At 36.3% G+C, this 14,185-nt stretch carries 9 protein-coding genes; 5 read left to right on the plus strand and 4 right to left on the minus strand.

Annotation, left to right across the window (positions count from 1 at the left end; all coding sequences use genetic code 11):
- Window positions 1–12: 12 nt before the first annotated feature.
- The gene (locus tag WG904_RS08205) at window positions 13–585 is read right to left on the minus strand and encodes an RNA polymerase sigma-70 factor (protein WP_339578824.1); all 573 of its coding nucleotides are present in this window, start codon (window positions 583–585) and stop codon (window positions 13–15) included.
- 531 nt (window positions 586–1,116) lie between these two features.
- Here WG904_RS08205 and WG904_RS08210 point away from each other — a divergent pair.
- Window positions 1,117–1,359: a helix-turn-helix domain-containing protein gene (locus WG904_RS08210; protein WP_339578825.1), complete on the plus strand. Its 243-nt coding sequence runs from the start codon at window positions 1,117–1,119 to the stop codon at window positions 1,357–1,359.
- A 17-nt stretch (window positions 1,360–1,376) separates the two neighbouring features.
- On the opposite strand, the gene WG904_RS08215 is transcribed toward WG904_RS08210, so the two are convergent.
- Genes WG904_RS08215 through WG904_RS08225 form a run of 3 tightly spaced genes read right to left on the minus strand, consistent with a single transcriptional unit; the run spans window position 1,377 to window position 8,383 of the window.
- Complete coding sequence (locus WG904_RS08215) at window positions 1,377–3,809, minus strand: zinc-dependent metalloprotease (RefSeq protein ID WP_339578826.1); 2,433 nt, start codon at window positions 3,807–3,809, stop codon at window positions 1,377–1,379.
- Window positions 3,810–3,847: 38 nt separating this feature from the next.
- On the minus strand, window positions 3,848–4,255 hold the full coding sequence (locus WG904_RS08220; RefSeq protein ID WP_339578827.1) for a response regulator: 408 nt from the start codon (window positions 4,253–4,255) through the stop codon (window positions 3,848–3,850).
- A gap of 6 nt (window positions 4,256–4,261) precedes the next feature.
- The gene (locus WG904_RS08225) at window positions 4,262–8,383 is read right to left on the minus strand and encodes a PAS domain S-box protein (protein ID WP_339578828.1); all 4,122 of its coding nucleotides are present in this window, start codon (window positions 8,381–8,383) and stop codon (window positions 4,262–4,264) included.
- 240 nt (window positions 8,384–8,623) lie between these two features.
- Here WG904_RS08225 and WG904_RS08230 point away from each other — a divergent pair, with 240 nt between their 5' ends.
- The 4 genes from WG904_RS08230 to WG904_RS08245 are packed head-to-tail and all read left to right on the plus strand — an operon-like array spanning window position 8,624 to window position 14,173.
- Window positions 8,624–12,067 carry a PAS domain S-box protein gene (locus WG904_RS08230; protein ID WP_339578829.1) on the plus strand — a complete coding sequence of 1,148 codons (3,444 nt, stop codon included), beginning with the start codon at window positions 8,624–8,626 and terminating at the stop codon, window positions 12,065–12,067.
- A complete protein-coding gene (locus WG904_RS08235) occupies window positions 12,064–12,489 on the plus strand; it encodes a response regulator (protein ID WP_339578830.1) in 426 nt (141 codons plus the stop codon). Before WG904_RS08230 ends, WG904_RS08235 begins: the two co-directional genes overlap by 4 nt.
- A complete protein-coding gene (locus WG904_RS08240; protein WP_339578831.1) occupies window positions 12,489–13,544 on the plus strand; it encodes an ATP-binding response regulator in 1,056 nt (351 codons plus the stop codon). Before WG904_RS08235 ends, WG904_RS08240 begins: the two co-directional genes overlap by 1 nt.
- The gene (locus WG904_RS08245) at window positions 13,541–14,173 is read left to right on the plus strand and encodes a response regulator (RefSeq protein ID WP_339578832.1); all 633 of its coding nucleotides are present in this window, start codon (window positions 13,541–13,543) and stop codon (window positions 14,171–14,173) included. Before WG904_RS08240 ends, WG904_RS08245 begins: the two co-directional genes overlap by 4 nt.
- The last annotated feature ends 12 nt before the right edge of the window (window positions 14,174–14,185 follow it).

Consider the following 14,185-nt stretch of genomic DNA (forward strand, 5'->3'; position numbering starts at 1 on the left):
TATGACGGAGAACTAAAAGGATATACCTAGAACTATTTTCAAAAGTTTAGTTCTCAACCTTTTTAAGGCGTTAGAGATTTGATTGTTAACAGTACGCTCCGATACAGAGAGTTTTTCAGCAATTTCTTTATAGGTAAGGTCTGATTTTCTGCTTAATTCAAAGATCTCTCTCATTTTGCTTGGCAACTCATTAATTGCTTTCTCTATATATGCCTTTAATTGCTTTTCTCTAACGAGATAATCTGTTTGCGCATTATGAGTAGTATTTGAATAATCTGCTATAGATTGGATATACTTCGATTTTACATGGTGATGCGAAATCAAATCAAATACTCTATTTCTAGTAGCCGTAAATAAATAAGATGCTAAATGGTTAACAGAAGTTAAGGTTGCCCTTTTTTCCCAAAGATTGGCAAATAGCTCTTGAATGCTATCTTTTGCCAAATCCTCATCTCTAAGCTTCTTATATGCAAACACAAGCATCAGGTAATAATAGCGCTCATAGATTTCGGTATATGCAATACTGTCTCCAAGTGATAAGTGATGAAGTAAATCAAAATCTGAAAGCGTTTTATAATCAGGCATGCTTGTTCGGGTGAATTGCAAGCCAATTTTAGAAACGAGAATTCTGATTTTTGAAATACAATAGGGTCGGAAACTCGCGAAGTCTAATGTCAACAGGCTCTGGAAAAGCCCCCCAAACTCCGAAGAGATGGTTCCACACACTAAACATAAGCGAGCACCGACCCTATTGTAATATAGGGTATGGATGCTACACTTACTCTCGTGTGGAAATTTTCCAGATTTGTTGACGAGGCTTGTAAGCAGTCTTATTTTTTAAAAAGAAGAACTGCTAAATTATACATTTTAAGTTAATTCTTTTTCAATTACGCTTTTAAACTATACCGGACTTTTAGGCTTTAATGCAAATAAGCAGTCGAATTCAAATACACTTAAATATGCAAAGCTTAGGGCATCAAATACGTTAAGGAGCTTATGCATAATTTGCTTGATTAGACTGTACAACCAGATGTTGTATTCAAATATAATAAAATATTTATAAAAGTCAACATTTATGTTTACTCAAATTGTTGGAATTATCCACAGTTTGTGCGGATGAAAGATATGCCCATTGCAGCATTCAAAATTAAGCTAGCGAAGCGGATTAGGCAACTTAGAAAAGAAGCCCATCTTTCGCAGGCGCAATTAGCGATAAGCATTGGCTTTAAGGATAAACAAATCGTAAATCATTACGAAATTAATGGGGCAAACCCAACCGCTTATAATCTGGCACTAATTGCTAGAGCTTTAAACGTAAGCATTGACGAGCTGTTAGATTTCGATAAATTAGAATCATAAGCTAATAAACTAAACGCTTACCACTCCTCATCTTTCAAAAAATTTATTCCTGGCATTCCAATTGGCGCTCCTGGCGGAGTAGCAACTGTAGCAGGAGCCGTAAATTTAGAAGGGTCGGTTTTAAAGGCTTCGATCTGACTTAAGGCAAACCACATATTAGCTTTTACAGTAGGTGAGCCCCCTATCATCCTTGTGGTGAGGTATAATTTTAGCTCCTCAATTTTCAACAATGCTTGCCCACGTACATTTTTAGCTGCCCCTGTATTCCCTGCTAAAGCCAAAAGATATTTTAGTACTTCGTTATTTACCATTACCTGCAATTCACCCTTATATCCATCTGGCAATGGCGCTTTCCATGTTTTTTCAATGAGTTTATCAAGCACAGCCAAAAAACCAGGTTGTTTATTATCGCGCGCTTTGTACTCGATTAAGCGAGCCGCACGTTCTTCATTTAGCAAATACGATAAGGTAATATTTACCGCAGTTTCGGCCGCAGCAATGGGATCGAAAGTAGGCCCGGTATTGCCCCTAAAATTTTCGATTGAGGAAGGGTAACCCGACGGACGAGGAGGTATTTTAGAAATCAGCGCATCTGATAAAACTAAAGCATCGGGTGTTAAGGTTTGCATCAACAAATCGAAGGCCTGCCACTGTATTTCTGGAGCTACCATTTTTGTAGGTATTTGTCCGTCGTTTTTTACCGCATGCGTAAAATACAAACCTCCTAAGGCTTTAGCAACCGCCTCTACCTGATAACGATGTAATAAATAAATTGGCACCAATACTTCTTCTAGGGTAGCCATAGGCGCTCCAGCAGGTATGGCTTTTTCCGAAAAGTCGTCTAGTACTTTTCTCCTTACTTTTAAAATGTTCTCCATTTGTACCAATGTATTCTTCCCCGTTTCCCATTGATTCGACCCGGGGTGAGCATTACCTCCAATATCTGGAATATACTCATAGCCCTGCTTAAGCGTTTCGGCCATAATTTTATCCAATTCGACATTCTCATCCGCACCTTTTTTAAACTGACTATAGGCCCAAATTACCGAACGCTTGTCCCAACTTCCAATTTCGTTGGTGTAGGGATTCGAAATATCTACAGTTCCATCCGCCTTTAGCGTAAACTTAGGAAAAGGATAATCCATAACCGAAGCATCGCCTTTTGGACTAGCGGCAAAATTGTGGTTAAAACCTAAGGTATGACCAATTTCGTGAGCAGATAACTGCCGGATGCGATTAAGTGCTAATGCTTCGATCTCTTTGGGTACTTTTTTACCGTCGATATAAGGTTGCATTAAGCCAATGGCAATTAAATAATCTTGGCGATGCCGATCTGAACCTAACGTAACCACCCCTTTTATAATCTCGCCCGTACGAGGATCGGTATATGAAGAACCAAATGAAAAAGCTCGTGCAGGACTGCCAGAACGGGTAATCCAGTTTACGACATTGTAGCGAATATCCATCGGATCGGCGCCTTCTGGTAATTCCTTAAATTGAAATGCGTTTTTAAAGCCCGCCGCTTCAAAAGCTTGGTTCCACCACATACCACCGGTTAATAATGCCGTTTTTACCGGTTCTGGAACTCCACGCGAAAGGTAATAAACAATCGGCTTTATGGCTTCGCTCATGGCAGCATTGGGGTCTTTCTTTTGTAAGCGATGCCTGCTAATGGTTCGTTTTACGATAGGCTCAGACATTGGTGCCGAAAAATCCAAATAGCTAAATTGGAATGAGGATGAACGAGGGTCAAATTTACGCATTTCAAATCCTTGCTCTGGCAGCTCTATAAAAGATTGATGCATATTTACGGTAATAGCTTTTATATCTGGCGTTGACCCTGCAAAAGTAATTAGCGCTTCAAATTCCGTATTTTTTGGAAAGTTTTTGGTATTCGGTAAATATACAACCGATCGGGTTTCATCAACCTTATACGAGGCAGTTGATGCTCCTCTGCCCACACTAGCGCCCAAACGAGACCCAATGCCTTGACTATCGCGTACGATAAAAGGAGTTAAATCGATTAAATAGGTGCCTTCTGAAGCTGCAACTGGCACAAACCCAAATACAACCGATTTGGCAAAATTACTCTCTACCGCATTCATTTCATCTTTATCTTTCGAATCGGCCCTATAATTGGTTACCGGTTGCATCAAAAGGATTTTGTTGCCCTCTTTTGAAAATTTTAATAGCAATGAAGACGCCTGGCCACGCTCCGGCCCTCCATTTCCAACCCCAGTTGATAAAGAGCCGAAATATAAAAATTCGCGATCTAACTTATCAATTGCTAAATAGATCTTACCTGTTTTCTCATCGTAATAAAAATTAAAATAACCTTCGAATTTTTTAAAGTTCTGTGTAAACTCGGTTAGATTGGCTACTTTAGTTTGAGCAAAAGAAACAGTGCTAACTAAAAGAAAGGCAATTAAGAGCGATGAAAATATTTTCATTAATGAGGGTTAATTTCTTGATAGCTAAAGATATAAATTTAGTTCGATGGTCTAAAAAATCTTCCTACCTTTTTATGTGATTGCAGGGAAACAAAATCGGCTACTTTAATTGGTTTTGTTAAATATTCGTGAACTTGCTCATACGTGTATGCTTTTGTTCTATCTGCTTCGTTTATAGAAGAGGTAACCATTACTACGTTGATATTATCTTTAAAAGGAGACGCTTTTAGAATATCAAGCAGTTCCCACCCGTTCATACCAGGCATATTGATATCTAAAAGCAATAAAAAGCTATGGCTGTCTTTATGCTCCATTATATAGTTCAATGCCAGTTCCGCACTTAAAAAATATTCTACCTGTGCTTTAATGCCACTGTTTTTAATCATCGTTCGATGTATAAACAAAATGATACTGTCGTCGTCTATTACTAAAATCTTAGAATCCATCGGTGTTTAAATTTCTTTATGGTCTGATTTTTTTATGATTTCTCTTATTTTTATATCTAATTCTTCTGCCGAATGTTCGATATGGCTTATAATAGCTTCCTCGCTAAGCTCAGTTTGTACACCTTTATCTTTCAACATGTAAACTAGGCCCATTAACCTCGATAACGGTGCCCTGATGATGTGCGATTGAATCCACGAAATTTCTTGCAATTTTCTATTTTGCTGTTCTAATGCATTAAAATATGAAATTCTCTCGGTAATATCATTGGCTACAATTACTTTCGCCATTTTACCTTTGAAAAAGATCGTATTACTTTTAATTTCTACATTTAAGCGTCTTCCTTGTTTATTTTGGTGAATGAAAACACCCTCATAAAAATGCTCACCGCTTGCTGATGATACCTTAATGGCATCTTCTAAATGAGACCATTCTTCTGGAGGGCGAATATCTTTAATGGTCATGTTTAAAAACTCCTCATAACTATAGCCATAATGCTTAATTGCCGTTTGATTCACATCTAAAAATCTAAACGTTTCTACATCATATACCCATTTCGGTAGCGGACTTAGATGAAATAAATCGCTATAGCGTTTTTCTGATTCTTCGAGCTCCCGAACTGCTTGCGCAACTTTTAGTTCGGCCTTCTTTCGCTCGTCGATATCTTGGAAACTACCATAAATTCGAATACATTTGCCATTTAACATTTCGGCTTGTCCTATGGTTCGAATCCATTTTAAATTTCCTTTAAAAGTAACAATCTGCAGTTCCTCGTCCCAAGGCGTTCCATTTAACTTACAATCGTTTACTTTTTGAGTAATGGTTTCTTTATCCTTTCCTTCTTTAAAATAATGTATACCTGTTTCTAGTGTAGGTATAAAACCAGGTTCAGTTTCACGGATTTCTTTAGTAATATCAGACCAATATACAGTGCCTCCAATAATATCAATTTCCCAGCTTCCCACTTTACCCATGCTATTCGATTTTAACAACAGCTCTGAAAGATTCCTTTCCTCTGTGATATCTTTTGCAACAGAAAAAATTAGACCTTCTTCCACGAGCGTATTCGAAGCCCAAGCCAACCATTTAATTCTTCCAGATTTGGTAAGGTACCTATTCTCAATGTAATACGTTTCGGCTTTATCCTTATTTGCATGAAGCTGATCTAATGTACTTTCTCGATCGTCGGGGTGTATAAAATTACTAATGGGCTGAGCTAAAAATTCGTCTAATGTGTATTCTAATAAACTACAAGCTGCAGGATTTATCTTTTTAAAATAACCTTCAAAATTAGCTGTAGCAATAATATCAGGGGCAAAAGTAAAGAGTTGATGCAACTCTTGTTCCAACTGTTTACGCTTAATCTCGGCACCGAGATGTTGTCCAAAATTTGTAGAGAGCACAGCAGAAACACCTAACTTACCTTGCTCACGAGAACCTAAAATTAATACACCATTTACTCCCTCATTTGCAAACAAGGGTAAACCTATCCCCCATTTAAGATTTGCTTCATAAGCTGCTTTTGTTCTAAAACTTGAGAAATCTGTGGTATTTACATCCCAAACTTGTAAAGTTTTGTACTTCCAGACAGTACCAGGCAGGCCTTCGCCAAATTTAAAGCTAAATTGATGCTCAGTTTGTTCATAGAATGCACCCATTTGTTCGTCGGCCCAATATTTAGTTAATAAATTTAGCTCCTTCTTATCTTCATCTACCAGCCAAATTTCGGCAGCGCAATAATTTCCCATTGCACTAATGGATTGCAATACCCTACTTAAGGTTTCGGGCAGCGTAAGCGTTGTGTTAAACAATTGGCTGATATCGGCCAGCAATACTTTTTGTAGCTCCAGATTTTTTTGTTCCGTAACATCTCTTTCAATCGAAATCCAATGGGTAAACCAACCTTTTTCATCTGCAACTGGCGTAATGGAGAGATGAATCCAAAATTCCTCTCCATTTTTTTTGTAATTAAGTAAAATTGCTTCGAAGGGTTCCCAATTTTTTAGATGCTTTTTTAAGTTGTCTAGTACCCCTCTATCGGTTTTTTTTCCTTGTAAAATGCGAGGAGTTTTTCCTATTACTTCATCTGCTGTGTAACCTGTTAATTTTGTAAAGGCATTGTTAACATATATAATACGTGGTCCAATTCCTTCTATAGGTTGGGCCTCAGTAATTAACACCGAGTCGTTCGTATTCGTAATTACCGATTCGAGTAGTTTAAGCTGCTGTTCTTCTTTTTTTCTTTGGCTGATATCTTGGATCGCACCCACCATTCGAATGGCCTTGCCGTGCTCGTCGCGTATTACAAATCCTTTATCTTGTACATACGCATATTTGCCATCAGCTTTTAAATACCAGTATTCTTCTTTCCAATTTGTTTGATCTTCACTATCTATTACTGAATTAACCCCATTTATAACTCTTTTTAAATCTTTTTTATGGATTTTGTCCGACCAAGACCTTATATCCGGTGCTAAATCTTTTAGCGCATATCCAAATAGCAGTTCAAATCCTTCGCCCCAATACAGTTCTTCTGTAACCAGATCCCAATCCCAAATCGCATCAGATGTGGCTTTTGTTACATATTTATAGCGTTCGTTAGAAAGTAAAATTACTTTTTGAGCTACCAATTTATCAGTTACATCTCTCGAATTCGAAACAATCCCCTTAATAGAAGGATCGTCTAGCATATAGGTTACTACTGTTTCAATCCACCGCCAAGTACCATTTTTGTGTTTAAAGCGAAAAGGGCTAAGCTCAATCCTTTTTTCTATGCCTAGATTTAAAAATTTGGCAGATACATTTTCCAAATCATCGGGATGTATAAAATCGAATGCGCTTTTACCTATAAATTCTTCGGGTGTCATCCCTAAGACAGGGATTGAAGTAGGAGATACATACAGGTACTTTCCCTTAGTATCTAAAATACCGATCATATCCGACCCTTCTTGGACCAAGCTCCTAAATCGCTGTTCAGCAAGTATGCGCTCGGTAATGTCATGAACTGAACCAATCAGTTCAACGCAATTCCCCTTTGTATCGAAAACTGGATTTACAGAAACAATTGCTGTTTTTTCGCCCGTAGGATATTGAGATGTTTCTTCCCAACTTACCATTTTCTTGCTTTCTATGGCAATTTTATAGTTAGCTAAAACTGATGTCAATGATGGTTCAGGAATAATTTCTTCTACGTAAGATCCTATTACTTGTTCTTCGCTTAAACCAGAAACCTTTGCAAACGCCTTATTAATTGAAGCAAATTTAAATTTCTTGTTATTTTCTACCGTAAGTAAAAAAACAACCTCGTTTAAATTATTGTAAATAAGCGATAGCTCTTGTTCTTTACTTTTTAACTGCTGTTCGAATTTTGTAATTTCTGTAAGGTCTGACGCAGCAACGAATACGCCAATTATATGTTGATTCTCGTCTGCTATGGGGCTATATTTTATTGAAATCTTACGAATTTCATTTTGGTATTCAATATCAATTACAGAATGTTCCACTTTACCCTTAAGTACATTTTGATATAATTTCTTCAACACGACCCTGCGATTGGGTTGAGCGTAAAGCATTATCGATTCGCCTTCAATAATATTAATTCCAAAATAAGTAAGATATAACTCATAAAACTTCGCATTAAAGGAGGTAATATTTAAATCTTTATCCAATACAATGAATGCTTCTTCTGTATTACTAATCAGTAAAGACAAAAGCTTTTCGGTAGTATGTTGAATTGGAATAGGTTTAATTACATGCAACAGATATTCGACGTCTCCCTTTTTATTAACCAATGGTGTATGGTGGATCTCTATCTTTTTTAAGCTAAGTTTAATTGTGTTGGGCTTCTTAGTTTTAATTGCCTTCGTTAGCGATTTTTTTATAGCTAGGCTAAATTGATAAAGATTTAAGTTCTCGGCTTCATTTTCGAGCATTGTTAAAAAATTCTCACCAGCAGGAATGGTGGTACCGATGAGATCGAGATAGGCGCTATTGGCTTCAACAACGCTAACCATGCCTTCGCTAACGGATAACAAAACCGTTGGCAGAGGCATTAAATTAAACATTTCTTGATATAAACTATTGGCCAACATAGGGAGATAAATAAAATAATTCACACCAATTAAATTCATTAATTAAAATTAATTCGTGAATTCTCTTGGCAAATCAGTTCAAGGTAAAGAAATTTAACAAAAACGATAACATTTATATCTAAAAATTAAACATTAATTAAGCAAATTTCCATTAACTAATAGTTAATTCCTTATCTATCAAATCAGTATCGATATTCGCTAGAACTTAGCATACAGAATGATTTAATTATTTGCAATAAAATAGTTAACTTGTGATAAACCAGCAAACTTAAGAAAAGAATGAAAGTACGTACTGAACAAGTTGTTGATCCTATTTTTTTCATAAAGTTGATTGAAAACATTGACGAAGGAATTTCGTTGATGGATAAGGATCTAAACGTTATATACAATAGCAGTTCTTCGAAAAAAATTAGTGGTTTTGATACCGTAACGAAAAAAAATGCTAATTTAAGAGACATTCTACATCCAGAAGATAGCCCAGAAATTATTGCACTTTTAGAAGATTTAATTTCAAACCCTGGACAATCTAAGACGTGTAGCTTTAGAGCTAGGCATGCGAATGGTAGCTTCGTGTGGTTAAAATGTACCTACACCAATAGATTAAACGAGCCAGAAATAAATGGCATAATCTGTAACTTCAAAGAAATTACCGCACAAAAAGAATCGGAAGACTTGCTTCAAAGAAGTATACAGGAGCTATCGGCGTATAAATATGCGCTTGACGAGGCAGCAATCGTGGCCATTACCAACCAAAAAGGAATAATTACCCATGTTAATGATAACTTTTGCAAAATCTCTAAATACAGTCGCCAAGAATTAATAGGACAGGATCACCGCATCATCAATTCTTCATTTCATTCGAAACCATTTATTCGCAACCTATGGAAAACAATTGCCAGCGGTAAGATTTGGAGGGATGAAATGAAAAATCAAGCTAAAGATGGCTCCTATTATTGGGTAGATACTACCATTATTCCATTTTTAAACAAACAAGGTAAGCCCTATCAGTATGTAGCTATACGTTCTGACATTACAGCACGTAAATTAGCTCAAGAACAAATTAGAATGGCAGAATTAGAAGTATTAAACAAAACTGCCCAAATAGAAAACTTATTAGAAAACATTACAGATGGCTTTATTGCACTCGATGAAAATCGATGCTATACTTATGCAAATTACGAAATTGGAAAAATGCTAGGTATGGATCCCCAAGAGCTTATTGGAAAAAATATATGGAAATTGTTTCCTGATGTCATCGGATCCGCCACCTATAATGCCATTGAACTCGCTATAACCAAAAAAAAATACATCATTAATGAAGATTATTATCAGCCTTTAAATCTATGGCAAGAAAATAGAATTTACCCCTCTGGCAATGGCATATCGATGTTTATTCGCAACATCTCGAATAGAAAAACAAAAGAAATTGAAAAATCTATTCTCGCCACTATCCGTCAGGTTTTTAATGAAGATTTAGACTTAACTCAAAGCCTAACTAAGGTATTAGAACAGCTAGCAAACTTTGGAAACTTTGGAATCGCTGAAGTCTGGCTTATCGACTCGGGAAGAAAAAACATTAACCGGGTGGCAAAATTTTCTAAAAAAGGTGCTAATGAGATTTTTTTTAAAGAAAGTGCTGAAACTATATTTTTCAAGAAAGGCGAAGGCTTACCTGGCTTAATTTGGGAGATCGAGAAAAATCATTTTTGGACAGACATAGACGAGAATGAATCTTTTATACGTGCAAACGCAGCAAAAAAATCGGGTTTAAAATCAGCATACGGAATACCCCTATTTTATAATCAACAAATAATCGGTGTATTGCTAATTGCATTAAACAGTAATATTAGCCACATCACTACTTTAACCGATTCATTAAAAAATATTGGGGCCCAGTTAGGTATAGAGATAAAACGTAAAGAGTTAGAACAAGAATTAAATCAAGTATTTAATTTTACGCCCGACATTCTATGTACGGCAAATAATGAGGGTTACTTCACAAAAGTGAATCCCGCCATGTGCCAACTACTTGAATATACTGAAGACGAACTCATGAGTAAACCTTTTCATAAATTTCTACATCCATTAGATATAAATGAAGGCGCTGAAGAATTAGAAAATATCATTAACGGTAAACCTACCTTTTATCTCGAAAATCGATATATCACAAAATCTGGCAAAATAAAATGGTTAGCATGGACCACTACGAGTGCTTCTAGTGAAGGAATAATTTATTGTTCAGGCAAAGACATTACCGAAAAAAAAGAATTGCAAGAACTACTCGATAAAGCAAATAGTTTGGCACGTATAGGCGGATGGGAAATTGATTTAGTGAAACAATCCGTTTATTGGTCTGATATTACCCGCGAAATTCACGAAACTGAAGCCGATTATGTCCCTGGTTTTGAAAGTGGGCTTAACTTTTACAAAGAAGGTAGAAATAGAACCTTAATCACATCAAAACTAAAAGAAGTAATTGAAACAGGCGCAATTTGTGATGAAGAGCTTGAAATTATCACGGCAAAAGGAAACCCGAAATGGGTAAGGGTGATCGCTGAAGCAGAGTTCATTAACGATAAATGTATCCGCATCCATGGCAGTTTTCAAGATATTAATGCATTAAAAAGCACCGAATTAACTGCAAAAAAAGTGCTCGAAGAACGAAACACTATTTTAGAAAGTATTCGAGATGCCTTTTTTGCGGTCGACAAAAACTGGATCATTACCTATTGGAACAGTTCGGCAGAATACGTGCTTCATAAAAGAAAAGAAGAAGTATTAAACCGCAACTTATGGGAAATTTTTTCAGATTCCGTAAGCTCGCTATCTTATGTAAAATATCACGAAGCCTTAGCCACAAATCAAGCCATGCATTTTGAAGATCATTACGAAGCACTTCATAAATGGTATGAGATAAGCGCATACCCTTCTGAAGTAGGGTTATCAGTGTACTTTAAAGATATTACGGAACGCAAAATTTCTGAGTTGTTACTACATGATTTAAACATCTCCCTTCATCAACAGGCTAAGGAATTATCTGCTTCGAATGCAGAACTCGAGCAATTTGCTTACGTGGCCTCCCACGATTTGCAGGAGCCACTGCGAATGGTTACCAGTTTTTTAACCCAATTGGAGCTAAAATATAATGATATTATCGACGATAAAGGTAAAAAATACATTCATTTCGCTGTAGATGGCGCAAAGCGAATGCGTCAAATCATTCTCGATCTACTTGAATTTTCGAGAATTGGCAGGTTAACATCTGCTGTTGAAGAAATTAATATTGAAAAAATTATTGGCGATATCCTCATTCTTTATCGTAAAAAAATCGAAGAACAAAAGGCCGAAATTTCATTTACGAATTTACCTATAGTCCACTCTTATCTTGCTCCAATACGACAACTTTTTCAAAACTTAATTAGCAATGCTTTAAAATACAAGCACCCAAATAGACCATCAAAAATCTCGATTAACTGTTTGGAAACGGATGTAGACTATACATTTGCGATAAAAGATAATGGCATCGGGATTGGGTCAGAGTATTTCGAAAAAATATTCATCATTTTTCAACGCCTACATAATAAAGACGAGTATAGCGGCACCGGAATGGGTTTAGCAATTTCTAAAAAGATTGTTGAAAATATGGGCGGCAAAATATGGGTCGAATCTACTGAAGGACAAGGAAGTACATTTTATTTTAGCATCTTAAAAAATAAACCATGAAATCGATACATATCTTATTAGTTGAAGACAATGAGGGCGATATTTTACTTACAACAGAGGCGCTCGAAGAAAGTAAAATCATCAATAAAATATCAGTAATTAAAGATGGAAGTGCGGCAATTGATTTTTTTGAACAATTAAAAGACGACCAGAATAAGCCTGATTTGGTATTGCTCGATATCAATCTACCAAAAAAAAGTGGTCAAGAAGTGCTATCCCATATCAAAAAACATCCATTGCACAGCCGAATACCTGTAATTATGCTCACTACCTCTTCGGCTGAGCGTGATATATTATTAGCTTACAAAAACTACGCAAATTGCTACATCACCAAACCTGTTGAAGTAAGTGAATTTATCAGTGCAATTGCAAAAATCCAAGATTTTTGGATCAATATTGTTTCTATCCCTAATCATAAATAATGAACAGGGAGTATCATATTTTGGTGGTCGAAGACAATATGGGAGATTTTGTCTTGATTGAGGATTTTATTGTCGAACAACTCGAATGCCCCACCATTAAACATGCGAAATCGTTTAAAGAAGCTGAAGCGCTCTTATTAGCATCCAACCACACTTACAATGTGGTGCTTTTAGATTTATCGCTTCCCGATCATAATGGAGAAAAATTAATAGACGATATTATTTCGTTATGCCACAATATCCCTGTAATTGTGCTCACAGGCTATACAAATTTTTCTTTTGGCGTAAAGTCTTTAAGTATGGGCGTGGCCGACTATTTGCTTAAAGAAGATCTAAACGGCATATCGTTACTAAAAAGCATTGTATATAGCACTGAACGAAAAAAAATAAGTTTTGAATTAGAAGAATCGGAACAGAGAGTTAGGAATTTTGCCAATCAATTAAATAATGCTCTTGAAGCAGAAAGATCCCTTATTGCCAGAGAAATTCACGATGAGTTTGGACAACAATTAGCTGGCCTAAAAATGTCTTTATCTATCTTAAAAAAACTAAACGGACAACCTGATGCACAGGAACAATTAATAAATGGTTTAATAGCCGACGTGAATGTGAGCATTGAGATGGTGAGGCGTATCGCCAATGAACTACGTCCGGTTCTAATCGATAAATTAGGCCTACATGTGGCATTAGAATGGCTTGTAACTCAATTTGAAAAGAAAACAGGGATCAAAAGTAGTATTGCCATTGATTCAAAACAATTTCAGTTTGATAAAAAAGTTGAGATTAACATTTTTAGGATTTGTCAGGAAGCACTCACCAATATCGCAAAACATTCGAATGCTACGGAGGTAGAACTAAAATTTGAAGAATTTCATAATCTACATAAGGTAACAATTGTTGACAATGGAATAGGTATGAATTCTGACATCATAAAAAACCCGCTCTCAATGGGTTTACTAAATATGAACGAGCGAAGTAAACTTATAGATGCTAGCCTAACGATTACGAGTAGTTTAAAAGCAGGAACAAGTATCGAATTAATTGTAAAGAAATGATAAGGAAAATATTAATAGCCGATGATCATTCGGCCATTCGAATCGGAGTAAGGCAAATCTGTTTGAGCGAGTTTCCCCTAGTTGCAATTGGAGAGGCTACCAATTATGCGGAAGTATTTCAAAAATTAAACAGTGACAGTTGGGATATTTTAATTTTAGATATTGACCTACCTGGCCGAAGTGGACTCGATATTTTACAACAAATCAAGGCCGAAAAAATGAAAGTTCCGGTATTGATGTTCAGTTTTCATGGCGAAGAACAAATTGCGCTTCGGGCGTTAAAGTTAGGTGCCTCTGGTTATTTATCGAAAGACGCAGCAGATTTAGAACTTGTGAAAGCAATTAATCAGATTGTATCTGGCCGGAAATTTGTTTCGCAAACCCTATCCGAAAAACTCATTTATATGATAGATAGTGACACAGAGAGGGAACCTCATGAGCTTCTATCAGAACGAGAATATCAAACCATGCTGCTAATTGCATCGGGTAAAACAGTAACGGAGATTGCCGAAGAACTTTGCCTTAGCAAAGCCACAATTAGCACCTATAGAGCTCGCATTTTAGAAAAAATGAAAATGAAGAATAACTCGGCATTAACTACCTATGCCATCACTCAAAAGCTGGTTTAAACGCCGATGTAA

Source organism: Pedobacter anseongensis (genome assembly GCF_037482965.1).
GTDB classification, from domain to species: Bacteria; Bacteroidota; Bacteroidia; order Sphingobacteriales; family Sphingobacteriaceae; genus Pedobacter; species Pedobacter anseongensis.

What these genes read in the sequence shown, in the direction of transcription:
- WG904_RS08205 (WP_339578824.1), bottom strand. Translation starts at nt 585, where the DNA reads ATGCCTGATTATAAAACGCTTTCAGATTTTGATTTACTTCATCACTTA.
- WG904_RS08230 (WP_339578829.1), top strand. Translation starts at nt 8,624, where the DNA reads ATGAAAGTACGTACTGAACAAGTTGTTGATCCTATTTTTTTCATAAAG.
- WG904_RS08235 (WP_339578830.1), top strand. Translation starts at nt 12,064, where the DNA reads ATGAAATCGATACATATCTTATTAGTTGAAGACAATGAGGGCGATATT.
- WG904_RS08215 (WP_339578826.1), bottom strand. Translation starts at nt 3,809, where the DNA reads ATGAAAATATTTTCATCGCTCTTAATTGCCTTTCTTTTAGTTAGCACT.
- WG904_RS08225 (WP_339578828.1), bottom strand. Translation starts at nt 8,383, where the DNA reads ATGAATTTAATTGGTGTGAATTATTTTATTTATCTCCCTATGTTGGCC.
- WG904_RS08240 (WP_339578831.1), top strand. Translation starts at nt 12,489, where the DNA reads ATGAACAGGGAGTATCATATTTTGGTGGTCGAAGACAATATGGGAGAT.
- WG904_RS08210 (WP_339578825.1), top strand. Translation starts at nt 1,117, where the DNA reads ATGAAAGATATGCCCATTGCAGCATTCAAAATTAAGCTAGCGAAGCGG.
- WG904_RS08220 (WP_339578827.1), bottom strand. Translation starts at nt 4,255, where the DNA reads ATGGATTCTAAGATTTTAGTAATAGACGACGACAGTATCATTTTGTTT.
- WG904_RS08245 (WP_339578832.1), top strand. Translation starts at nt 13,541, where the DNA reads ATGATAAGGAAAATATTAATAGCCGATGATCATTCGGCCATTCGAATC.